This window comes from Coleofasciculus sp. FACHB-1120, from assembly GCF_014698845.1.
Classification (GTDB): domain Bacteria; phylum Cyanobacteriota; class Cyanobacteriia; order Cyanobacteriales; family FACHB-T130; genus FACHB-T130.
Genome location: NZ_JACJTV010000001.1, coordinates 512,346 through 534,550, shown reverse-complemented (window position 1 = coordinate 534,550; position 22,205 = coordinate 512,346). Strand labels below are relative to the sequence as shown.

21 protein-coding genes are annotated in these 22,205 nt (G+C 44.5%); 6 read left to right on the top strand and 15 right to left on the bottom strand.

Features of this window, described 5'->3' with window-relative positions:
* Positions 1-88: 88 nt before the first annotated feature.
* A complete protein-coding gene (locus tag H6H02_RS02215) occupies positions 89-982 on the bottom strand; it encodes a PAS domain S-box protein (protein ID WP_190814160.1) in 894 nt (297 codons plus the stop codon).
* 838 nt (positions 983-1,820) lie between these two features.
* On the opposite strand from H6H02_RS02215, the gene H6H02_RS02210 reads away from it, so the two are divergent.
* Positions 1,821-2,678, top strand: coding sequence for a hypothetical protein (locus tag H6H02_RS02210; RefSeq protein ID WP_190814158.1), 858 nt, complete (start codon positions 1,821-1,823; stop codon positions 2,676-2,678).
* Between the two features lie 359 nt (positions 2,679-3,037).
* Here H6H02_RS02210 and H6H02_RS02205 read toward each other — a convergent pair whose 3' ends face one another.
* A complete protein-coding gene (locus tag H6H02_RS02205) occupies positions 3,038-3,448 on the bottom strand; it encodes a hypothetical protein (RefSeq protein ID WP_190814156.1) in 411 nt (136 codons plus the stop codon).
* Positions 3,449-3,704: 256 nt separating this feature from the next.
* On the bottom strand, positions 3,705-5,978 hold the full coding sequence (locus H6H02_RS02200; RefSeq protein WP_190814154.1) for a glycosyltransferase: 2,274 nt from the start codon (positions 5,976-5,978) through the stop codon (positions 3,705-3,707).
* 484 nt (positions 5,979-6,462) lie between these two features.
* On the opposite strand from H6H02_RS02200, the gene H6H02_RS02195 reads away from it, so the two are divergent.
* Positions 6,463-6,933: a DM13 domain-containing protein gene (locus H6H02_RS02195; protein WP_190814152.1), complete on the top strand. Its 471-nt coding sequence runs from the start codon at positions 6,463-6,465 to the stop codon at positions 6,931-6,933.
* Between the two features lie 25 nt (positions 6,934-6,958).
* Entirely contained in the window at positions 6,959-7,684 is a 726-nt protein-coding gene (locus H6H02_RS02190; RefSeq protein ID WP_190814150.1) for a DUF4079 domain-containing protein, read from the top strand.
* Positions 7,685-7,827: 143 nt separating this feature from the next.
* Here the strand turns inward: H6H02_RS02190 and H6H02_RS02185 are convergent, their stop codons facing one another.
* The 6 genes from H6H02_RS02185 to H6H02_RS02160 all read right to left on the bottom strand — a co-directional run bounded on the left by H6H02_RS02185 (position 7,828) and on the right by H6H02_RS02160 (position 15,087).
* Complete coding sequence (locus tag H6H02_RS02185) at positions 7,828-8,319, bottom strand: hypothetical protein (RefSeq protein ID WP_190814148.1); 492 nt, start codon at positions 8,317-8,319, stop codon at positions 7,828-7,830.
* A gap of 204 nt (positions 8,320-8,523) precedes the next feature.
* Positions 8,524-9,171 carry an HAD family hydrolase gene (locus H6H02_RS02180; protein ID WP_190814146.1) on the bottom strand — a complete coding sequence of 216 codons (648 nt, stop codon included), beginning with the start codon at positions 9,169-9,171 and terminating at the stop codon, positions 8,524-8,526.
* Between the two features lie 265 nt (positions 9,172-9,436).
* Positions 9,437-10,630: an NAD(P)/FAD-dependent oxidoreductase gene (locus H6H02_RS02175; protein ID WP_190814144.1), complete on the bottom strand. Its 1,194-nt coding sequence runs from the start codon at positions 10,628-10,630 to the stop codon at positions 9,437-9,439.
* A 211-nt stretch (positions 10,631-10,841) separates the two neighbouring features.
* Positions 10,842-13,529, bottom strand: coding sequence for a CHAT domain-containing protein (locus H6H02_RS02170; protein ID WP_190814142.1), 2,688 nt, complete (start codon positions 13,527-13,529; stop codon positions 10,842-10,844).
* Between the two features lie 128 nt (positions 13,530-13,657).
* Entirely contained in the window at positions 13,658-14,533 is an 876-nt protein-coding gene (locus H6H02_RS02165) for a hypothetical protein (RefSeq protein ID WP_190814140.1), read from the bottom strand.
* A 2-nt stretch (positions 14,534-14,535) separates the two neighbouring features.
* Positions 14,536-15,087 carry a hypothetical protein gene (locus H6H02_RS02160; protein ID WP_190814138.1) on the bottom strand — a complete coding sequence of 184 codons (552 nt, stop codon included), beginning with the start codon at positions 15,085-15,087 and terminating at the stop codon, positions 14,536-14,538.
* A gap of 426 nt (positions 15,088-15,513) precedes the next feature.
* On the opposite strand from H6H02_RS02160, the gene H6H02_RS27495 reads away from it, so the two are divergent.
* Both H6H02_RS27495 and H6H02_RS02155 read left to right on the top strand, forming a co-directional pair.
* On the top strand, positions 15,514-15,645 hold the full coding sequence (locus H6H02_RS27495; protein WP_277922500.1) for a hypothetical protein: 132 nt from the start codon (positions 15,514-15,516) through the stop codon (positions 15,643-15,645).
* Positions 15,646-15,754: 109 nt separating this feature from the next.
* Complete coding sequence (locus H6H02_RS02155) at positions 15,755-16,672, top strand: phytanoyl-CoA dioxygenase family protein (protein ID WP_190814136.1); 918 nt, start codon at positions 15,755-15,757, stop codon at positions 16,670-16,672.
* A 13-nt stretch (positions 16,673-16,685) separates the two neighbouring features.
* Here the strand turns inward: H6H02_RS02155 and H6H02_RS02150 are convergent, their stop codons facing one another.
* The 6 genes from H6H02_RS02150 to H6H02_RS02125 form a co-directional block, all read right to left on the bottom strand.
* A complete protein-coding gene (locus H6H02_RS02150) occupies positions 16,686-17,060 on the bottom strand; it encodes a hypothetical protein (protein WP_190814134.1) in 375 nt (124 codons plus the stop codon).
* Positions 17,061-17,243: 183 nt separating this feature from the next.
* Entirely contained in the window at positions 17,244-18,200 is a 957-nt protein-coding gene (locus H6H02_RS02145; RefSeq protein WP_190814132.1) for a PhoH family protein, read from the bottom strand.
* Between the two features lie 481 nt (positions 18,201-18,681).
* Positions 18,682-19,131, bottom strand: coding sequence for a KH domain-containing protein (locus H6H02_RS02140; protein ID WP_190814130.1), 450 nt, complete (start codon positions 19,129-19,131; stop codon positions 18,682-18,684).
* Positions 19,094-19,354 (bottom strand): 30S ribosomal protein S16, encoded by a 261-nt coding sequence (gene rpsP, locus H6H02_RS02135; protein WP_190413229.1) that lies wholly within the window; start codon positions 19,352-19,354, stop codon positions 19,094-19,096. The genes H6H02_RS02140 and rpsP overlap by 38 nt, the downstream gene beginning before the upstream one ends.
* A 151-nt stretch (positions 19,355-19,505) precedes the next feature.
* Positions 19,506-20,951, bottom strand: a complete 1,446-nt coding sequence (gene ffh, locus H6H02_RS02130; protein ID WP_190814128.1) for a signal recognition particle protein — start codon at positions 20,949-20,951, stop codon at positions 19,506-19,508.
* A gap of 204 nt (positions 20,952-21,155) precedes the next feature.
* The gene (locus H6H02_RS02125) at positions 21,156-21,536 is read right to left on the bottom strand and encodes a histidine kinase (RefSeq protein ID WP_190814127.1); all 381 of its coding nucleotides are present in this window, start codon (positions 21,534-21,536) and stop codon (positions 21,156-21,158) included.
* Positions 21,537-21,929: 393 nt separating this feature from the next.
* On the opposite strand from H6H02_RS02125, the gene H6H02_RS02120 reads away from it, so the two are divergent.
* The gene (locus tag H6H02_RS02120; protein WP_190413235.1) at positions 21,930-22,130 is read left to right on the top strand and encodes a hypothetical protein; all 201 of its coding nucleotides are present in this window, start codon (positions 21,930-21,932) and stop codon (positions 22,128-22,130) included.
* Positions 22,131-22,205 lie beyond the last annotated feature (75 nt).

Genomic DNA, 22,205 nt, shown 5'->3' with positions numbered 1-22,205 from the left:
GACCATTCTTGACTGTTTGAGAAGATGCACAAATGGGACAAACAGGCATAAGAGGAAAACATCAGTATGAAGCTCTTCTTCTCTATCATTACTTGTTTAGCACTACCTTCTTGGCATCTGCTGCTGGACGTACCGTATTAATAGCTGACTCAATGACTGGAATCAGTTCCAGGGGGCAAACCGTGAGGCGGAGTTGACCCCGAATAATCCGCGAAACATCTAGAAGATCCTCAATCAAGCGTGCTTGCGCCTTGGCATTTCGCTCAATCGTTTCAATAGCACGAGCGGTCGTCGCCGCGTCAAATTTTCGGGTACGGAGAAGACTCGTCCACCCTAGCATGGCATTGAGGGGCGATCGCAGTTCGTGAGAAAGGGTCGCCAGGAACTCGTCTTTCATCCGGTTAGCTGATTCAGCCTGGGTGCGTGCCTCCTGTTCGCGGGCAAGTAACCGAGTCCGTTCCTCTTCAGCTTGCTTGCGATCCGTGAAGTCGCGCATGATTTTAGCCAACCCTTGCAGCTGTCCGTTCTCATCTCGTAAAGAAGTGACAATACCACTGCCCCAGAAACGACTACCATCCTTACGGACGTGCCAGCGTTCGTTCTCAGCTCGCCCTTCCCTCAATGCCTTTCCCAGTTCTTTCTCGTCATCGCCGCGATCGCGATCTTCAGGTGTAAAAATTATGGAGCCAGATTTGCCCAGAATCTCTGCTTCCTGATAGCCTAATATTCTTTCTGCCCCTGCCCCCCACTTGATAACACATCCTTCCAGATCCAGGAAAAAAATTGCATAGTCTTTCATGTTTTCCAGCAACATCAGGAAGCGCTCTTCGTTTAACCGCAGAGCCTCCTCTGACTGCTGATATTGATTTTCTTGTTTCTCTAACTCGGCAACTCGTTGGCGGAGCGCTACTAATTCAGCGATGAGTTCACTTTTAGTTTTATCTTCCTCTTTCATTGTGGGAGCATTACCATCGAGTCTCATTCTAGAGAAGGAGCTGGAATCAATCCGTGACTAAATTTTTGGAACTTTTCACACAGTTGCAGCTAGTAAGGTTTTTATTCACCTATCTTTAGGATGAAATTTAAATCGTTTAAACAGTTGGATTGATTTTTAAGGATAGAAAGTCCTCCTTAAGGCAAAAAAGCTGGAATTTGGTAATTTTCAATCCAGCAGAAAACACTAAAAATTTAATCTAGAGATTCAGCTACATTTTTTAGGTGAACTGACGCAATGTGCAACTTGCCCTAATCAAAATCCTGCCCGATGCTTTTAGAAAATTCCGCTTTACACCCCACGCTTGCACTCTAGAGTCAAGCGCGTATAGCCTAGCAGCCGTAGGTTAGGTTCCACGCTGCCAAGCTAATGAAATACTACCTGCGGTTAGGTTTCACACATTTCAACCTAACCTCAACCGACAGGGAAAGAGTTCTCACCTATCTCTCAGCCATGCAGGTTCACCTCTCTCCTCGAAAAAGAGAAATTCTCTTTTTGACTTACGTACCAGCAAGCCTAGACGCAGCTGCTTCCCCTCAATAACTTGCAGCCTGCCCCTGACTATGAAGATTGTGTCAACAGTAATCCTGAATATTTTAAAGATTTAATAAACCTGATGTCTAAAAACCTTCACCAGTGAAAAATCCTTGGTATATTTACTTATAAAACAAGGGAGAGGCATGGAAGATGTTCCGTAATTATGCGTTTATTGGTAAAGAGCCACCGTAAAATTATGGAGTTTACTGAAAAAAAAGTTACATGGAATACTGGCGAAAATGCTGAAACTTGTTAATTTTGTGAATAACTTATCTGTGTAACTTATATTATGGCGGCTAAGACACCAAAAGTTTGGTCATTTACCGAGAGAGCAACATTAGAATTTTGGGTAGAAGATCCCCGACGGGGTGAACGACTAGAAGACATCCATCTGGATTCTGAGCAATGGTTCCAATGGCTTAATTTACCAAGTTCTAAGTCCTTTAATTTTAAGCCAGTCGATCAACGTACATCTGATTTCATCGCTAGCAAAGAAACTAAAAATGATGGAGATTTTTGGTACGCTTGCAAGAAAATAAATGGGGAACTCTGCCAATGCTACATCGGGCTTAGTCAAGATTTAACGTTGGCGCGGCTCAGAGAAATCGGATTGCAATTTCTACAAACTGCCGAAAATAATTGTCCTTCTACTATACAAAGTTATATACAAGAAGTTCATTTAAATTGTCCGGGTGAATCTCAGGAAGTACATCAGCTGAAACAGGAAGTTCAGAAGCTACAGGATGAACTGGCGAAGTCTCGCCTAGAACTTGAGAAAAACAAGAGTGCTTCTAGTCAACAAAAGGCTCCAAAAAAAGTTTATATAACAAAGCCAGTTGAATCCCAGGAATTAAAGCAGCTGAAACAGGAAATTCAGAAGCTACAGGATGAACTGGCGAACTCTCACCAAACTTACCGGATAGCTGGTCAGGAACATCAGGAGAAGATTCAACAGATGCGCCATCAAAATCAGCGGCTACAGACCGAATGCGACCAGATGAAGGAAGAGATCAAACAACTTTATGCTAGATATGGCGACCTGAAACTGGAAAAGTTAACTCGGCAACAAGACAGTGAAAGAGTGAAATCTCGGACGACTTCGCCAGAGCAGAGGGTAAGGCTGTCAAATACTGCGTACAGTTTTTAGAATGTACAGTTTTTAGAGCGTACAGTTTTTAGACTAGGTGGCGTCGAGAGCGATCGCTCTCAATTCAGTAAGGACGACCTGTGCGATCGCATATTTACTGTCATGTTTAATCTCTCTTGTGGAATGCTTCTCAATTAGCGATCGCGTCTGCTTGGGGAATTAATTCTGTACAGTTACTTAATAACAATTTTTCTTTCATCTTCCCAGTAACTGATTGGTAGGCCATATCAGAATGTTACGTAAAGACCTTTTTCTGACTCCGCAGCTTTCTTAATCATTTTAAACGCCTCATTCAATTCATCAAAAATATCCGACCTCAGGTAAAGCATCTCTGTTAGCAATTGTAAGTTGTCTTGAACTTAGCTTTTTGATTGGAAATACGACCCCATTTTTCCAGGATCAAAATAATTATCTTTAGAGCCAAAAGGAGTACCTAAAATGACAGAATTTTTTCCGCATTCTTTTTTGAAAATTTTTTGAATATTTTCCCATTCCCACATTGCTCCAAGACCAATGTCATCTTGAGGGTCGTAGAACTTCATGAGTGCAAAGTCGCCATACTGGTGAGGGTCTTTCGGTTCTACCATAGTTTCCCACGAAGTATTTAGAGCTTCACCCTCATAGGGGTCTTTTAGGGAATTTATATTTTGCTTAATAAAGCTCACTAGCTTTTCATTATTATTGGTCAGCAGGGCGTTTCTTAGAATATTACTCAATTCGTATATGAAACTATCATAGTCAAATACAAACGCCTTATGTTCCATCGACATATTCTATTACTCCTATCATTATTTAGGTAAGGCAATTGCCCTTTTCGCTCCCGGACGCACCTCCCCTTTTTAACCAAAATAGGCAGAGGAATATGCCCAAGATTTTTGATGAGAATAGAGACGCGATTAATCCATCTCTAGTGTATTTTTATTGAGTCCTTCAGACAAGCTGGCAGAGCAAGTAGAGAAACAGAAAAATTTCCAAAGTGAGAGAGTGTATGGGGCACCATCTCTAGCTTCTGAAAATAGCAAAGCTTTAAATTTTGGAAACAGCGATCGCTTTTACTTCTCCCTCCCTATCAAACAAAACTCGTGGACGAAGTAAAATCTTGAAAATCAGCAACAAAGAACCAAATTCTCCAGGAGTCTCTCGGCGCTTCCACTGACCTGGGCGACAAAATAGCATTTCTACCAGACACCGATATTGCTTGAGGTTCAATTTCTCAAAAGTCACCCGCACGGTTGGATACTCACATCTAAATCCGGTATGGGTAATTTTGCCTTGCAATTCTAATTGTTCTTCCATAATTTCTAATGATACCGGCAACATTTCACTGGTATCATTCGGTATTCCTCCGTGGGTCAAGGCAATTTGAGCGCCTGCTTCCGAAATCATCGTAGTAATGCCCCAAAAATTCTGCCCAGCAACATTCAGCCGGATCACCCTCCGTAAATCAAACCATTCATAAATATCTGGTTTGGGGACATCTAATAAAATTAACAACGCAATGCCAATCATTAACAAGTTATAACCGCTCCAAATCCAACCTAAGCCGAGACCTTTATATACTTCAGTTGATTCGTAAGCTTCCGCCGCTTGCCAACCCCCCGCCATTATGCTCATTCCTAAATTCCGCCACAAGCTCACAGCACTTGCGATAAATAAAATAATCAAAGGCCATGCTAAATTCCAGTTGAAAGCAAAGCGATCGCGTGATATTCCCTTGGGCGTTACCTTAAACCCTTTAGAAAAAGGATTCAGCATTACTTGAAGTACAGTTAGCGCTAGAGGAACGCAAAGCACCAACGTGTAAATATCCGACAGCAAAGCTGAACGCGAACGATAATTTAACCAGGAAAAAACAGAGAGTTGCACGACATAGTAAGGGAGAAGATAATACAATAATTCACCAGTCATTGCTCGAATGGGAATAACGCCGAGAAACGAATAAGTTAACGGCATTAGTAAAAAATAAACCCGCGCCAAACTGGTAAACCAATGCAATAATCCTTCTAAATGAGCCAGTCTTTGCAGAGGACTCAGTCCTGGAATCGTTAACGGATTCGCCTTAATAAAGAAAGCTTGTAAAGTTCCTTGTGCCCACCGTAGCCGCTGAGTAGCATGAGCGGCAATATTTTCTGCGGCTAATCCAGCACTTAACTTTTCATCTAGGTAAATTAATCGGTAGCCTTTGGCAGATAAACAAATGCCCGTGAAGTAATCTTCACTCAAGGAATCTATGGCAAATCCACCTGCTGCTTCTAAAGCGCTGCGCCTAACAATGAAAGAAGTTCCAGAACAAATAACGCTATCAGCTGCATCCCGAATGGGTTGAATTTGCCGGTAAAACACTTCTTCTTCGGGCGTTAGGACATTTTCCAATCCTAAATTATGGGCAATCGGATCGGAGTTATAAAAGCTTTGAGGAGTCTGTACTAGGGCAACGGTTTCATCTTGAAAAAAACCTACAGTACGGGTGAGAAAGTTTTTAGTCGGAATAAAATCTGCATCAAATACAACAATCAACTCTCCCTTTGTTTGAGGAAACGTATGATTTAAATTCCCGGCTTTTGCATGGCTATTATCTCGCCTCGTTTTATACTCGCAACCTAAATTCTCAGCCAATTTTCGCATTTCTGGACGTTTCGTATCATCCAGTAAATAAATTGTCTTATTAGGATAATCTAAAGCTTGACAACCAATGATTGTGCGTTCAAGAATAAATACAGGCTCATTATAAGTTGGAATAAAAATATCGACGGTTGGCATAAAGCTACCATCAATCACACTTTTCGCCATCTGGTCAGCTTCCCGATGTCGCTCCTTTACGTTCAGCATCAAAAAAAGCTGAATCGTACTACTACTCAACATCAACATTTCCATAAAAAATAACCCCAGGCTGAAGACGCCATTCAGAGGGTCAGCAACATTCAGAGTTGAAAGCGATCGCCATACAATATAGCGACCCGTTAACCCTAGCAAAATCCCCACGACAAAAAACCGAGACCAAGCATCGGTCTTTGGGGAAATCTTCATCACTACCAAAACAATCGCTAGCAAAGCAACCGTAGGAACTAGCAAGTATTCACTCTTCATTGGCGCTTGCAGCCACATGGGTGGATTTTCTTGTAAAATATTCAGTTCGGCAAATAGCTGGCTAATTTTCCCTTCACCCGCAAACCATGCAGTAGCGATCGCAGCAGCGAAGACAACAATCCCCAGCATGATCAGCGTTGCCATCTGAAGGCGGAAAATCCTTCTTAGGACTTGACGCTTTGAGATTGGATTTTCAATTTGTGAAGTCGTCATCTCTGTTACTTTCCTAAAACTGAAGTTACTTGCTAATCAATTAATTGCTAATTTTCTTACAATTGATACTAAAATTTCGTTTTAGAATTGCGTACTAACCCGGATAATAGATTCATAAGATAATACAGGATATAGGCAAGCTTGCCAATAAACATAAAATTTAACTACATCTCCTTGATTGAATTTATAAGTTTTTATTGTAGATGTTAGTAGTTGCCAAAATCGCCCAAGAAGCAGTAGCTCAATAGCAATCAACGGCAATGATTACAAGCCTGACCATAATCTACTCTACTTACAAACTATAAAAATGAGAATTTACTGAAAGAAATAGAAACTGACAGGAAGTTGAAACGACAGTATATTAATCTAAAAACTTGTCTAAAAAGCTATCATCCATTTCCAATCTGTTTCTCAGGTAAAACTCATTTTTTTGCTGCCACCGTCTTTTAAAGTGTCAGTAGAGATGATTTTGAGGACAACTTCTATGAAAATGAATTATTTAGCAGTAATTTGTGTAGTAACACTTTTGAGCGTAGGCTGTACCAAAGAAGCCAACTCCAATCAGCCAAATGTTCAGACTGCGCCATTGACAAACCCATCTGCTACATCGGTAGCGCAGACGCTTACACAGTCTGGAACCTTTCAGAGAGGAGAACATCCCACCCAGGGAACTGTGCGCTTGGTTACAGAAAATGGAAAACGCTATCTGGAGTTTGATCAAGCTTTCAAAACTGACAATGGCCCGGATTTATTCGTCATCCTGTATCGTTCGGAAAAGCCGCCAATCAATGGCATTAAAGAAAAAGATTATGTAAGTATCGGTCGCTTACAAAAAATAAGTGGTACTCAACGCTATGCGATTCCTGCTAGCGTCAATCCAGCAGAGTTTGGCTCAGTGGCGATTTGGTGTCGCCAATTCAATGCCACCTTTGGCTTTGCTCCTTTCAGTAGCTAAAAAATCAACGCATACTTAGGTTGTTATGGAAATTGCAGATTTGGCGGCTTTAATTCATCCCGCGATCGCAATTGCAGTTGTGTTCCCTCTAATTGGCATCGTCGTCAACCGCGCTTGGCAGACTCGCCAACGCCGCTTGCAAAATTTAGCAGGCAAAAGTAAAATTCCGCCAGTAGTCGGGCAAGAACACGTCCAATTAGGCAAATGGCTCTCTGGTGCTATTGTCGGAGTTAGCCTCATCGGGCTTGCGTACCCGATTTTTGAGCATATTTTGAGCAAGCAAATCTGGAGCCAGAAACCTTTTCAAGTTGTCTTTATCCTCCTAATGTTTGCGGCTACCATTGTCTCCTTAGTATTGCTCTGCAAAGCCAAACAACGGCTCTGGCGCGGCGTTTTTGCAACCTTAACCGGCGCAGGTTTAATGATTCTCGGCTTCCAAGAAGGCGTTTATCGCCGGGACAATGAGTGGTTGGTGTCTCACTACTACATCGGCATCGCAGCGGCAATGTTAATGATATTTTCGTTAGCAATTATTGAAGATATCTACAAAGATCGGCTAAATCGTTGGCGCAACGTTCACATCATTTTGAGCTGCATTGCACTCTTACTATTTGTGGGACAAGGCATGACTGGTACGCGAGATTTACTAGAGATTCCTTTAAGGTGGCAGAAACCTTATGTGGATCAGCTTTACATCCAACAGTGCAACAGTCAGCCTTGCGCCATCCAAGCAACACCTGCAAAAAATTAAGAGACTCAAGTATTAGTCAGGCTACAAAATTAGCGCGATCGCTCCCATCAAACTGCTTGAATGTTGGTCGATGCTCTTTCTTCCTAGTCAAATGGAGCGAAGGATTTTTCTTAGATGCTTTTGTCGTGTGATTTTTATGAAAACTAAGCACTGAACAGCTTGTATAAAAACTCCTTAGATTTTTTGGCTTCAATTTTAAAAGGAATTATGCATAAAAGACAACCAAATACAAACATCCCAAGGGGCATCAAACCAGCTATGCCCATTCGATTATCTGATAGCAATGCCAATAGAAATCCTACTCCGATGCTGCCAGTCATACTCAACCAGTAGCCCATAAATATTAATACAAGAATATGCAATTTCATAGTTATATTGATTGAGCAACCAATAACTTGAGGGGAAATTTTGCCTTTAATAATTGGTAAAAATGAATTTCGGGTATAGATAATTCTAGATATTTGGAAACTATGATCATAAATTTTACCTTCATAGGGTTTATGCGATCTTGATGCCGAAGACCAAGAATTTCTAAACGTCTTAGGCGGTTCAATGACATCAGCCAATATTCTCTTGACTTGCTCTGCATCTAGATTAGTTGTAATAGTGAAATTTTCATAAGGTAGAAAAGACATCTATGACTCCTTGTTGACGAGTTACGCGATCGCTCCAAGCAAGTAGAAATGATGCAGTAGCATGGCTCGATTAGCACAGTTGCTCTTGAGTCACGATGGTGAAACTACAGGCAGTAGCACTTGAGAAAAACGATCGCTGACCGTATCGCGCTATACGTGGCTTTTCGCTGCCACAACTACACTGTTACATCATGTCCCAACCCTCTACTCAGTGCGCTTTAAAAAAATGCCCTTGAGTCCCGCTGCTTTTGCTCCTTGATAGTCCTCTTTATGACTGTCGCCAATGTGCCATGCTTCCTCAGGCGAACAGTTATGTTTCTCCAACGCAGCGGCAAAAATTTTGGGATTGGGTTTGGCAGCACCAATTTCCGAGGAAATGGTGACAGAGGTAAAAAATTCGATTAAATTCAGGGATTGCAAAACCGAATAGATACGCGAATCGAAATTTGACAATACACCCAGCTCAATTTCCATTTCCCGCCATTTTTCCAAAGCTGTAAGAACATCGGGATAAACAAACCAAGGTTCCGCGGTGGAGAAGTAGGCGTAGAGTTCGTCAAAAAAATTGGAAAAGTCTGAAAATTGCGGCAAGACGCCAACTTGTCCAAATGTAGAAAGCGCGATCGCTTTCCACCACTCAAATTCCCGATCCGGTATTTCTTGGGATTCTGCACCGATAAAAACTGGCGGCGGTGCGGCTTTAAAGCTTTGGTAAAAGGCTGGATTCACCACCTCAGCGGAGACTTGGACGCCAAACCGACTAGCGATCGCGCTATACGCCTCTCCTACACTACCCCTGACACCAAACATGGTGCCCACGGCATCAAGAAAAATAACTTTGGGGCGCTTCATGCTACTTTAGCGTTCCATCTCAAGATCGCAAACCCAATAAAACCACCGGCTAGATTCATCATCATGTCATAAATCCTATCTCAGTATTGACGCTCCCACGGCTCTACTTCCTTAAAGCCGTGGGAGCGTCAATTCCTCCCTAAACGTAAGGGCACGAGACAAAGCCTCGCGCCCTTACATGAGAATCTAAGAGATAAATATAGTGAAACTGTATAAGTGGGCATTGCCCATCTTTGACTTCAAGGGGATGACCCCGAATTCCAGATTACTTGGAGAACATTTCCAACAAAGGTTGGGCAATCCAATTAAATCCGACTTTCAACTGATGATTGAGCGTTGGCATCCGATACAGATACGCTAGACGCCGGAACAGGTAAGCAAGAGAACCATCCACCTTTACTCCCATGCCAGTGAAAGTGGCGTTATCCGTCCCCAAGGTCATCAGTTCACCAAAACTTTGATAGCGGAAGGGAAGCAAAGGACGCCCGGTCAGCGATGCCCAGATATTCCAGGCAGTATAATCTGATTGCTGGAAGGCAGACTGGGCAGTTGCCGGTATTTGCTGACCGTCAGCATCGTGAGCGTCCGAAAGGTCGCCAAGGGCAAAGATTTCTGGATGGTCAACCACTTGTAGAGTCGGCGTAGTGGTAATTTGACCGCGTTGATTGTGTTTGAGTTCGAGCGATCGCACTGCCTCTGCTACTTGCGTTCCCACCGTCCACAGCACCAAATCCACTGGGATTTGGTCTACCTGTGCTTTGTACACTAGCGAGATCGTAGTCGGTGACATCGACTCTACTGCCGTGTCCAAATCAATCCACACGCCCCTTTCTTCCAAAGCTTTTCGCGCCGCTTCCCGGTTAAAATCTGGCGATGTCCGGAGAATCATATCAGCTTGTTCAATTAACCGGATGCGACCTCGTTCGCCAAGGCGATCCGCCAACTTGCAAGCCAATTCAACCCCACAGTAACCGCCTCCCACAATGGCGATGCGAATTTTATCCGTTTCCGACTCTTCCAAAATTCTCAGCCGTTCTTCCAAGCGGTAGGCGTGAGCAATCGTTCGGAAAGGAAACGCATATTCAGCTGCCCCTGGCACCATATCTAGGGGCGTCTCTCCACCCAAAGCTAACACCAAGCGATCGTAGGAGAAGGCAGGGCCATCATGCAAATGTACAAGTTTTTCCTGGATATCTATTCCAGCCACAACGCCCTGGCAGAAGCGCACACCCGTGTTCGCTAAAATCTCTTGAAACGGTGGGGCAATTTCCCAAGTTTGCAGTTCCCCGGTGAGTAGTTCATACAGCAGCGGCGTGAACAAAAAGCGGTCATCTCGATCCACCAAGACAATTTCCGGACGTTCCGATTTTTCCCAAGGCAACTGGCTCAAGCGCAGGGCAGTGTAGAGACCGCCAAAGCCGCCACCGAGGATACATATGCGTTTAGGTTGCTGGGTCATGGTTCTAGTGAGTGGGCGATTCAAGCGCAGGGCAACTACCTTACAGCATAGCAAGGCAATCCAGTTAGGGAGCGGGTTATCAGACGTGGTGATCTCACATCATTGCGGCAACAGGTAGTGGTCTTTTAATTCTTGAACCGCTTAAGCCTCCGCAACCACAAGATTTCAGCTAGTAGAATCGGACGATGCTACAGGTGCAGTGCCCAATCCCCTATAAACCATTGCCAATTAGGATGAAGGGTGCCCAGTAGTAGGGATGAGCAAACGGAGTGTTGGTTGGACGGGACAGCGTTTCTGTGTTAGTAACTACTTCAATGCCACGAGATGCTGCTGAGGTCGTTTCTTCTTCTCCGATTAAGGCAACTTGCGCTTGCCGTAGTGCTTCCGCTTTCGTTACTCCAGGAGTTTTCAAGGCTTGATAAAATGCTGTCATGAAAACCTGGGTGCTATTATCGTTGACCGCCCAGAGGGAAGCGATCGCTGCTCTCGCTCCTGCCCGCTGAAACTGGTAGCCCAGCCCCAGAATCTCTTCTCCGTTGCCCAGTCCACCTAAGCCGGTCTCACAAGCACTCAATACGACCAAATCCACATTTTGCAAAGACCAATTTTCTACGTCCCGCAACGTTGCGCGATCTCCATTCCCAAAAAGAATGAAAGATTCTTCTGGCTGCCCAGTTAGAAATGCCGCATGGGTTGCAAAGTGGATAATGCTGTAGTCGTTCAGCTTTGGTAAGACCGCTTCCCGACCAAAGGCTTTGTCAATTAGCTTGGTTGTATTGGGAATGGTTGCTGCCAAACCGTCTACTTCCTCGCCTGCAAACTGTAACCCATTAAAGACAAATTGCCGATCTCCAACTTGAAAGTTGTAGGTACCTTGCACAAAAGCTCCTGCCAACAAACGCTCCTGAGATGCCGGTGGAGTTGAGAAATCAGTCAGGGAACGAGCGGTAATATTATTGACTTGGTACCGCTGCACCAACCAGCGTTGACCGTCATACAATGCAGCTAGCGGGATATATCGCAGTTGCCCATCGGGAGCATAGATGATTGTTCGAACATTTGCCTGCTTCAACTCGGCTTCTAGAGGTTTGATTAGCCAGGTATAAAGCATTTGAGCCACCTCTTGCGATCGCTTGGGCTTACTAGGGTTTTGTAGTATCTGACGAAATTCTAAAACTGCTTTGTTGAGGTCTTCGCGTTTAACATCGACGGTACGGCGAAGAGGTGGCGAATCGGAAGTAGTGAGGATGAGTTCGATACGATCATCCAGAATCAGCGGATAAAGCAGCACTGCCCGGTATTTTCGCAACGTATCCCGCAAAGCATTCAGGTCTTCCAGGTTGATGTTCTGGCGTCGGACGGCACGACTGAGTTGTTCCACCAGTACCAGCACATCAGAACGATTCAGAAACTGGTTGAATTGCTGGTTCAGTTCTATTTCTAATTGCACCAGTTGGGCAATTCGTTGCTGTTGTTGTTCGGTACGCTTAGTTTCCGGTACTTCCCGCAACTGGGCGAGTTCCTGACCGAGTTTGACAGCAGATTCTTGCAGGATACTATACTTTCTCAAGATTTCTGCTTCGGGATTGAGGACTTCGATTCCTTGCGCCGTCTGCGGATTGCCCCGCACGTTTCGCAGGTAATCATCCAGTTCTTGTACTTTCAGGAGATCCAGAACCTGTTGCGCTTCTAATATTCGGTCTTGCCTAAGCAACAGATCCGCAAGCGATCGATAAGTTTCTCCCACAGTTTCTGTGTAAGATTCTTGAAAATCTCTGGGCAAGACTTTCAAAGTTTGCCGAATTTCTTCTGTTACATTAATCGCTTGTTTATAGAACACAATTGCGAGTTCTGATTTTTTCTGCTTTTCCAAAAGCTTGCCAATGTTGCTCAGCGTGATCCGTTCGCTTGCCGGAGCAGCGATCGCTTGCCAAATTACTAAACTTTGCTGATAAAACGTGAAGGCTTTGGTGTACTCGTCCCGATTCCTATATAAGGTTCCAATGCTGTCGAGCGTATTTCCTTCTCCGACCTTGTCTTGAATCGCTCGAAAAATTGCTAAAGCTTGCTCCAGAGATTTGAGTGCCTGAGAAATCCGTCCTAATTTTTCATGAGAAAACCCCAAATTATTTAGAGTTTTTGCTTCCCCTGACTTGTCTCCCACAAACTTTCGCACGGCTAACGCTTGCTGATAAAAACTAATGGCTTTGAGAGTCTGCCCAATCTGAGCATAAGTAAAACCAATGTTATGCAGCGTCGTTCCTAATCCCTGAAGATTTCCAATCGATTTTTGTATTTGTAATCCACGTTGATAAAAGTTTAAGGCTTCGGAATGTTGACCTAGCGCACTATACACTAAACCAATATTATTTAGGATTGAGCCAAGGCGTTGATCATCATTTAATCTTTCAGAAATGCTGAGGCTCTGTTGATAAGAATTTAATGCTTGAGCATACTGTCCTTGAGAATAATAGAGTGAGCCAATATTATTTAAAGTATCTGTTTCTCCAGGGCGATCGCCTGCCTTCTTAAGCATTTCCACAGCTTGCTGATAGAACGCTGAAGCATCAGAAAATTTTCCCTGTTGTTGGTGAACGCTGCCTAAACTGTTAAGAACACTGGCTTCACCCTTTTTATTCTGTATGTCGCGGTATAGTTGCAGGGCTTGTTGATAAGATTGAATGGCTTCTGGATAGTTAGCTAGCGTATTATGAATCGCAGCAATCAGATGTAGGGCACTAGCTTCGCCTTTGCGATCGCGAATCTCTCGATAAATTTCCAAAGCCTGTTGATATTTTTTTAACGCTTCTTCTCTCTGTTCATTTCGATGGTATTCAATCCCAAGCTTGAGGAGTTTTTCTGCTTCATAACTTCTAATTCCTAGGCTTTTGCTTTTCATGTTATATGATTGCGCGGTAGTTGGAAAAGCCGCCAACCATTGCTGAGAAGAGAATAAAAATATATACAGAGGAAAAAAACTGATAATCAAAAATTTCATAGTTATAGCGCTAATAGGCTATTATCTGATTAATTAAAACCGATAATTTTATTTTCTAAGACATTTAATCGCTTTTTGATGCTCTCTAATTCCTTTTGCTTAGAACGACGATTGACACTTAATTTATTTTGGATTTGACTCAATCTTTCTTGGCTAGTCCGAATTGGATCGGCAGCCTCCTTAAGTTCCTCTAAGCGAGCAAGCGCATCACTTAAGTAAATGGCGAAATCCCCTCTCGTTAAGGGTTCTTTTCCTTTGAAAGTTGAATCTGGTAGAAGGACATTAATTTCATGGTTTTCTAAAACACTCCCCAGTGCTTCATAATACGGATCGTTAGGAGTGATATCTTTCACTTCAGCTCGGAGAAGAGTGGAAAGTTGACTAATATATTGATATTTATATTTGATGGGATTAACTTCGGGGATTATCTGATTTTTCGTGTAGTCTTGCCCATCTTCCAACGCCTTTGAATTTATGGCTTTGGACTCCAAGTTAAACAGACGAGTTTTGATCCGCTCTATTCGTGTTGCGATCGCCTGATTGCTAGTATCTAATTGTGTAGATACTAATTCCAGGTCGTTATTTAAATTGATCAAATCGGGTTGATCCGCCGTAGAAGCTAATAACAGTGACTTTATTAGCATCAACGTATCATTCAAATAAATGACAAAATCTCCTCTTGTTAGGACTTGTTTGCCGCGAAAGGTGCGATCGGGAAGCGCCACATTAATCCCATAACGTTCAACAACCGATCGCAAAGCTTCAAACTCGATATCATTTCGAGATATATCTCCTATATCTTGAAGTGGCGTTACATCTGAGGATAGTGCTATTTGAGATACTGCCAGAATGACCAACACAAAGACGGTAAATTGAACAAAGAACTTTTGAATTCGTTTTCTCATGGTTAGTCCCCATAAACTCTTCGTTCTAATAAATTTAACCGAGCTTCTATTTGGGTGAGTTCTTGCTCGATCGAACGACTTTCATCATTCCACTGGGAAGCTACTACCTCTACATCGTTCCTAGAGAAAATGACATCACCACCACCAGCAGCAGGAATATTGTTGAAGCTGTCAAGTGCATCATTCAAATACATGACAAAATCTCTTCTTAGTAACGGATCGTTTCCTCGAAATATAGGCTGCTTGCAATCTGCTAGTTTCACATCGGTAAATGGACACTTATACAAGGCGACATCAATTCCATATCGTTCAACTAAGTGTTGAAGTGCCTTGTAATACCGATTTCTTGGGGAAACATCCCGGAACTGGTTGATATTGCTAACTTGAGCAAACAAATTCGCTTCTGGAAGCCTATACTCCTGTTGTTCTGCCAATCGATGCAGAACAGTATGAGGCTGAGCCAAAGCTGGTTGAGCAGAATAGACACTCGTTGTGGATACAAGGAGTATCAACACGATGATGGTAATCCTCAATAGCTGAAGTAGCTTTGCCATATTACAAGGATCATAAAAACATCATTTTTATATCTTGAAAATGAAAAAGATAGAGTAAATAACTCTTTGATTCCATTTAAACATTTTGCAAGAGGCTAGGCTCTAGCAAGAAGGTTTATTTATAAAAATTTTATAAAGTCTAAGGTTGTAGCTCAGAGGAGTGCAGATAACAGACAAAATCATGCTAAAGACGAGTTCGCTCAGCAACTGCCGTGTCTATTAGACATTTCCACTATGGGACAAGTATTATGAATATACAATCAAGTAATAAAAGAATTTCAGAGAGAATTGCCTATCCTTATACCACGAGCAGTTCTACCTGTGAGGTTGATGCTAATCACAGCGAGGCTCTTGCAAAGTGCCCTCACAAGACGCTGTAGCGCCGAGCTTTTGATAGTTTGCCATGCTCGGTAAGAGTTCTAGTGGTTGCTTGACAACTGGGTTTTACCCGATCGGAGTTTAGAGTTTAACACAACTCTAGCAATGGCAATGAACCTGCCTCATCGCACAATTTCGCTGGATGAATGCTGGATGAACGACCCTGCCTACCTGGGTTGAAGAGCCTCTCAAAGGAGAAAATTATTGTCCTTGATTGAACATGACTTATCTGTCTAGTAGGAAAAATTTTAGGGCAATCTAGAAAATAACAACGTTAAATACGTAAGCTATGCTCGTGATTCCTGAGAAAACTATCCTCACTTCTTTAGGTTACGAACTCGATTGCAGCAGTGAGGCTTTTGGTTATTTAAGCGATTCTTCAAATTTACTCAATCAGCCTGAGAAACTGTGCCAGCGGATGTATCAGGACGGGTATTTATACCTTCCCTCACTTCTAAATCCCCAAGAGGTTTGGCACAGCCGTCAGCAGATTGCCGAACGCTTAGCCGCAGAAGATTGTCTCGAACCCGGACACCCGATTCTAGAATGCGTGGCAAAACCGGGATTGAAAATGCATTTTAGACCCGATTTAGCAGTCCAAAGTCAGGCAATTAAAAAACTGCTTTATTCGGATCGAATGATGGAATTTTATCAAGTTTTTTTAGGCGGCGATGTCCGACCTTTCGATTACACCTGGTTAAGGGCAGTTGCCCCCGGTCATGGTACTTATGCTCACTGCGATATCGTGTACATGGGGCGGGGAACTCATGACCTTTACACAACTTGGACACCCTTGGGCGATGTGTCTCTGGAGATGGGGGGGTTGATAATTTTAGAAAACTCGCATCGGCTGGAAAGGATTAAAAACAATTATGGGCGAAAGGATGTAGATAGTTATTGTTCCAACCGAAAGACTGCCCAATTGTATGCCTTTGGCGAAAAGTGGTGGAATGGGGCGTTATCAAAAAACCCTGTTTCTCTGCGGAAAAAATACGGAGGACGTTGGCTAACCGCCGATTTCAAAGCTGGAGATGTTTTGATTTTCGGTATGTTTACAATTCATGCCAGCTTAGATAACCACTCTCAGCAAATTCGGCTTTCTTCAGATAGCCGTTATCAGCTAGCTTCGGAACCCGTGGATGAAAGATGGGTAGGCAACAACCCTGTTGGTCACTCAGCCGCAGGGAAGCGAGGTCGTATCTGCTAAGACAAAAAACATTTTATGATGCGGTTTCTGGTTTGGGTTGAAATTTAGCGATCGCTTCTATCTTCCCGACAATATTCCGGTTGAACTCTGCTAAATCCTCCGCCGGTATCCAATACTCTTGGTGTTGAGAACTACCCACTGTCTGCACGTCATACTGCGCTAGAAATTCCGTTTTTACATAAAAGCGGGTGACATAACCTACATAGCCAGAAGCTTCATCTTTCGTGTTCCAATCTCTAGCAATCTGCACAGCATACGCCTCAGTTAGCACTGGATAAAATATCGGTTGGTAGGGAAGCCGAGCTGGGAAGGCAGCGTAGCCGCTTTCTCCGATTAAATCTAGCTCTTTTTGACCCACCGGACGAAATAGTACTGTGGTATCGTTCATTTTTTACCTCTAAAAGGGATTCACTCCCCATCGGGCAAGCGCAATTGAGGCACTCTTGACACACAAATTCGAGAACCTCTTCCCTGATTGCTTTGGGTGGAGAACTGCAAGCAAATTTTCAAATAGTCTGCGAACCGTCATTCTCTTGGTTAGAAAACCCGAACAGTTCTCCTCACTCATCCCTCATAACGCATCATTTTCGTATGCCGCTACAATTCGCTCAACTAACGGATTGCGGACAACATCAGTTTTGGAGAGATTGCAGAAGGCAATCCCTTCAACTCGTTGGAGGATTTTTTGGGCAACGGCTAACCCAGATTGTTGGTTAAGTGGTAAATCGGTCTGAGTGATATCGCCCGTGACCACCATGCGAGAACGAAACCCCAGGCGAGTCAGCACCATTTTCATCTGTGCCGGGGTGGTGTTCTGGGCTTCATCGACAATTACAAAGGAGTTGTTGAGGGTTCGTCCCCGCATATAAGCCAGGGGAGCGACTTCAATCACCCCGCGTTCCATCAAACTAGGAATTTTATCTGTATCGATAAATTCATAGAGCGCGTCATAAAGGGGGCGCAGAAATGGATCGATTTTCTGCTGTAAGTCCCCAGGCAAAAAGCCCAATTTTTCCCCAGCTTCCACTGCTGGACGGGTTAGAATCAGTCGTTCGTACTGATCGGACAGCAGCGCCTGAACTGCCAGAACGGCTGCTAGGTAGGTCTTGCCGGTGCCTGCTGGGCCAATGCAGAAGGTGAGGTCGTGGCTGCGTACTGCTTGGATATACTGCCACTGAGGAAATGTTTTGGCTCGAATATCTTCGCCGCGACGGTTTCGGGCAAGAACTTCCTCTTGCATTGCTTGCCATTCCACCTGGCGTCCCGTATCCAGGGCTTGACAAGCCGTGCGGATATCTACTTTGGAGATCCGCTTCCCGTCTTTCCAGAAAGGTTTGAGGGCGTTCACCAGATCGTTGGTGCGGTCTACTTGTTTAGGAGTCCCAGAAACCATCAGTTCTTGACCCCGCAACACTAGAATCGCGCCAGTTGTTTTTGCCAGGGTTTTGAGGTTTTCTTCTCGATCGCCTGCTAAGGCGATCGCGCTATTGGCACTTGGTAGATGTATTGTTTTAAATGCCTCGGTCATCTTAATATTATGGGCGAGTTTATAGCAGTCGTCGGTGAGAGGAGGGGATCGTTGGTAAAATCTGCCCCTATGATGCGAAAAGACGCCCGATATATAGACATTGCCATAACAGCTCAGGCGTCCCAATTTAATTGGCTACAGATCCTCAATGAGAGCATAGGCACTGACGGGAGGCTTCCGCTTTCGACGAATACTCGGCTTTTCGTACCGTTGGCGAGATTGAACTTCCTAGAAAATTCCGCATCGCTAGATTTTCTAGTTGGTTGCATCTTCACGCCGAGTTAATCGACTTGTGTTCAACCAAACGGACTTGCAGCCACTCGCTGTCTTTTTTGCTGAGGTTAACCATCAACACTAGCTTTTGGTTAGTTCCAATGCCACGTTAATAGCCCCTTTTGCGAAAGATAACAGGCGATTTACTTAGGAGATATCCATAATCGGAGGCGATCCATCACCTCCTCAATGCTAACCGTCTAAAGTTTTAACGGGAGCGGAATTTGGGAGCTGCTACCGAGGAAGACCGGCGAGGTGGATCTTTTTTCGCAACTTCTGGACTTCCCGGCGTACTTTCAAGCGATCGCGCTGAACTCCCATAGATATCCAGGTACACAGATTGATTGGCAGCTTTCGCAGCCGCTTCAATCACCGTCCGAATAGCCTGAATATTACGCCCTCCCCGACCAAAAACTCTTCCCTTATCTTCGCCTTCAAAAGCCAGCCGCACCCATGCTTTAGTATTCCCCTGCGACATTTCGCAGTCCACGCTCAGCAATTTTGGTGATTCTAAAAACGGCTGCACCAAAAATTTCACGAGAGCGGCATAATCGGGTAGCGAACTCCCGTGGGATGACCTTATAGGCTGACTGGTTGAAGCTGAGGAATCCAACTCGGACTCATGCGGTAGTTGGGGCACTGACTTGTTCCAAGACATTAGCTTTTTGAAGAATCCGGCGCACCGTTGGCGTAGGCTGCGCTCCCTGTTGGAGGCGCTTGGTGAGGGCTGGCTCATTTAGTCTAACTTCATCAGTTCTGGGGTTGTAAAATCCCAGTTCTTCCAAAGGACGCCCATCACGGCGGGAAGTGCTTTGCATTGCCACAATCCGGTAGCTAGCTTCCCGCTTTTTGCCGTATCTCTTTAATCGCAGTTTGATCATGTTGATGAAGAATGTTCCTGTTTGGATTTTAAGCCATCAGCTCTTTAGCGATTAGCTTTTAGATTTTAGACGCAGAGTCATTGATTGTACCATTTTTTGGCATCAAATTCTACTTGCCCAACCTAAAAGCTAATTGCCATCACGGTTCCAGCTAGAGAGTGCCGAAGCCTTTCTTCTTTTTCTCCTTTTTCTTTTTCTTGCCGGGGCTTCCTTGGGCATAGCCCCGCCAACCGGCTTGGGAAGGACGATTACCACCACCCATTCCGGGCATACCGCCCATTCCGGGCATACCGGGGAAACCGCCCTGACCCATTTGTTGCATGACGGTTCTCATTTTTGTGAAATCAGTTACCAGCTTGCTGACATCTGTCTCCTGATAGCCAGCACCGCGAGCAATCCGGCGACGGCGGCTAGGAGACTTCGCCAATAAGTCTGGGTTTTGGCGTTCTTCCTTCGTCATGGAATTAATCATCGACTCAGCCCGCTTTAGCTGGGTTTCTCCTTGGCGCAGCTGTTCGTCGGAAATCTTATTCATCCCTGGAATCATCTTCAGGATGCCCCCCAGCGAACCCATATTCTTCAGCAGCCGCATCTGCTTGAGAAAATCGCTGAAGTCAAACTTAGCCGAGAGCATTTTTTCCTGCATCTTCTCGGCATCTGCCAGGTCTATTTCCTCCTGGGCTTTCTCCACAAAGGAGATCACGTCTCCCATGCCCAGAATTCGGGAAGCCATGCGCTCTGGATAAAACGGTTGCAGCGCCTCGACTTTTTCCCCGACGCCAACAAATTTAATCGGCTGACCGGAAATCCGTCGCACTGATAGGGCTGCACCGCCGCGACTATCGCCATCCAGCTTCGTTAAAATGGCACCCGTGATCCCGATTTGTTCGTGGAAAGTCCGGGTGAGGTTCGCCGCTTCTTGCCCGGTCATGGCATCGACCACCAGCAGCGTCTCGTGCGGCTGGACGGTTTGCTTGATGCGGGCTAATTCCGCCATCATGTCCTGGTCAATCTGGAGGCGTCCGGCGGTATCAATAATCACTGTATCGATGCCGTCTGCCTTGGCTCGCTCAACCCCTTGCCGTGCAATCTCTACCGGGTTAGCATTGGTGCCGATTTCAAACACTGGCACCTCGATTTGCTGCCCTAGCGTCACCAGCTGATCGATGGCGGCTGGGCGATAGATATCAGTTGCGACTAGCAAGGTACTGCGATTTTGCTTGCGTAGGTACAAAGCTAGCTTTGCTGTGGCTGTGGTTTTACCCGTTCCCTGCAACCCAGCCATCAGTACAATCGTGGGAGGCTTATCTACTGAAGCCAGGGGGACGTTGGTATCCCCCATCACCTGGACTAGCTCATCGTAGACAATTTTGATGAACTGCTGGTCGGGGCGCACTCCAGAAACAACTTCGGCTCCCTGTGCCTTGGTTTCAACATCGGCAATAAAATCTTTGACGACCTGGAGATTGACATCCGCCTCTAATAAAGCGCGACGAACCTCCTTCAGGGCATCTTGAATGTTGGATTGGGAAATTTTGTCCTGACCCCGCAGGCTTTTCCAGGCAGATTCTAAGCGTTCAGAAAGTGCGTCGAACATAATATGTGTATCTTTTAGGCGGCTAGATAGTTATCTGCTTATCAAAATCGGCTGAAGAAAGCCCACAATTCTAAGTTTATGGGTCTTATCCGTCTGTATACAGATTAGTCGTTTTCGTTGTTGTCTGGCGTGCAGCTAGGTCAGGAATGGGGGTGAGGAGCGCAAATAAAATGCAAACAAAAAGTGCGATCGCGCACGCAGCATTTAGATAGTACTCAAAACTAAGTCCTGGCGACAGCCTTGCAGTCCCAAAGAGGGATTATCGCGGTAGGACACCTCTGGAACCCAGATACTCACTTTGTAATCCAAAGAAACACAGTAGAGATATTCCACTGCTGGGTCGAAACTCACTCCCACTCGCAGGTTAGAAAAATCATCTTCGCATATCTCGTAGCCAAAGCGAACCAGAATCTGAGCCACTAAGCACCCAGGCGTATCGCAGTATTCTCCGCAGGTTTCTCTCTCTTGCCAAAACTTCTCTAGAAAGCGATTGAGGATAGGCAAAACTTTTTTAGGGCTGCCATTCCGGGAAGCATAGATGATGACCGGGTTGTCTTCTACAAGAATGTGACAGGGGGTAGCCATTGTTTTATCTCCTGGTCAGCTGTCTCTTTTGGGTTTGGATTGGCGCACAAACTTCACATCATTCCACGATCCCTTTAGCGTGCCAAGGGGAACTACTAAATCTCACTTTTGGAGGATGTAACTCTTTAATTTTTTAGGGCGCTTGTCAAATTTTACAGTTTTTGAGTTCTGGCTATTATCTCCTATGCAAAATAGGAATCGCTGACTCCTCTTGATTTTCCTCATTTAGAATCGCTCTAACGGATAGATGCCGCCCCTAAGCTTAAAGTTTTTTGTAAAGTTTTGTTTTTAAAAGCGTTTTGTAAATTTAGATACAGAATTTTCTGTTATATTGAATAAGTAAGGAAAATAAAGTCAGTCAAACATCACTGAAGCAATACGGAGAAACCTGGTATGTCTACTCAAGAACAAGCTCGCGCCCTCATGATGCGTCATCATCACCTCATCAAGAACCGTCAGCAATCTATGCTGGGTCGCGCTGCTGCTGAAGTGGGTCTAGATGTTGAATCATCTGAATACTGGAATCACATTCAAGGACAGCCACATCCAAGCTTCCGCTCTAGCTATGACCGCAGTGGTGCTTCACTGAGCTAGGTTTGAGCTAAAGTTAACAGGCTAGAGTTAGTTTTTTTTGTATTATCTCGCTTGCATAGTGGTGTAGCAGCTTTA